This window comes from Natrialba swarupiae (genome assembly GCF_008245225.1).
GTDB classification, from domain to species: domain Archaea; phylum Halobacteriota; class Halobacteria; order Halobacteriales; family Natrialbaceae; genus Natrarchaeobius; species Natrarchaeobius swarupiae.
This window is the reverse complement of record NZ_VTAW01000069.1, coordinates 1-1,404: the sequence shown is the minus strand read 5'-3', so window position 1 is coordinate 1,404 and position 1,404 is coordinate 1. Positions and strand designations below refer to the sequence as shown.

At 58.6% G+C, this 1,404-nt stretch carries 1 protein-coding gene; it reads left to right on the top strand.

Going from position 1 to position 1,404, the window contains the following annotated elements; translation table 11 throughout:
• The first annotated feature begins 49 nt into the window (after positions 1 to 49).
• Positions 50 to 1,219 carry an ISH3 family transposase gene (locus FYC77_RS19930; protein WP_149083228.1) on the top strand — a complete coding sequence of 390 codons (1,170 nt, stop codon included), beginning with the start codon at positions 50 to 52 and terminating at the stop codon, positions 1,217 to 1,219.
• Positions 1,220 to 1,404 lie beyond the last annotated feature (185 nt).

Sequence of the window (1,404 nt, the reverse complement as noted above, 5' to 3'; positions counted from 1 at the left end):
ATCAGTACTTCACAAAGCCGCTTAGTTAGAACGTCTGCTTGCTGTGAATGTGCCTAGCAAACAGCAGCAAGCAGACAGTGAAATCCACGAGGACCAGCTCCTTAACTTTCTCGTCAACGTTCTCACCGGCGCATTTACCCTGAACCTCGGAGAGAACGCTGAAATCGACCCAGAGGACATTTTCGAGGTCCTCGTCGGCGCGACCGCCGACGGGACCTCGATCTCTTCACTCTGCGAGAAGAGCGAAGACGCCCCCTCGGCGAACGACGTTCTCTATCACCTACGCACCAAGTTCGACCTCGAAACTGTCGAATCAACCGGGAACACGCTTCTCCAGCAAGATGTCCTCGAAACGCTCCCCCAGCAGGTGGAGGTCGTCGCGGACCTCCACCTGCGGCCCTACTACGGTGACGAAGACGAGACTGACGGCCTCTACTACAGCGAGGCCAAAACAGGAACGACTGCGTTCCACGCTTACGCCACACTCTACGCCCGCGTGAACAACAAACGCTACACCTTGGCGGTGCGCCGTCTCACCGACGGCGACACCGCCAGCGACGTCCTCGCTGAGTTTCTCGGACTAGTCAGCAACTTCGACTTCGACGTCAAAGCGGTCTATCTTGACAGCGGCTTCTACGATGGAAAGTGTCTCACGTTGCTCCAAGCCCACAATTTCGCGTACATCGTTCCTGTGATCAAGTGGGGCAGCAAGATCAAGAACGAACTCACCAGCGGTTGGAGTCGTGAGATCACTCACGATCTCACGACGTCCTACGGCGAGAACGAGTGGACCGTTGAGTTTCCAGTGATGATCGACTGTACCTACAAGAACGGTCGATACGGTGAGCACGGGGTGGCGCGTCACGGCTACGCCGTCGACGCGCCGTTCGTCGATGAACCTCGACAGGCCCGATCCCACTACAGCAAACGGTTCGGGATCGAAGCGAGCTACCGGCTCTCCGAGTCAACGATCATCTCGACGACGACGCAAGATCCAACGAGACGGCTGTTGTTCGTCGTTCTCAGCCTCTTGATCCAGAACGTCTGGCGGTACTTGCACTGGGAATATGTGGCGACGCCTCGCCGAGGCGGGCGTCGCCTCTGGTGGTGGCCCTTCGAAGAATTCGTCGACATGGTGACTCGGGCAGCGTGGACGGCCCTCGCGGTGCGTCGGGCCGTCCCCTCGAATCGGCCACCGGATGATCGCTTCCACCGGTAACCGGTAACCGAGGACGCCCTATCGACCAGTGGCAACACCGTCGCGTCGGCGGCTGATCGCCGCCGACTGCGACAGCCTCTCGTCTCTTGTCGTCGGGTAGATCTACGGAGAACAGATCCGGCTCTGATTCGGCGGCAAATCACACTTCAGCGCCAGTTAGCTGAGGCTGATTTGTGAGGTACTGA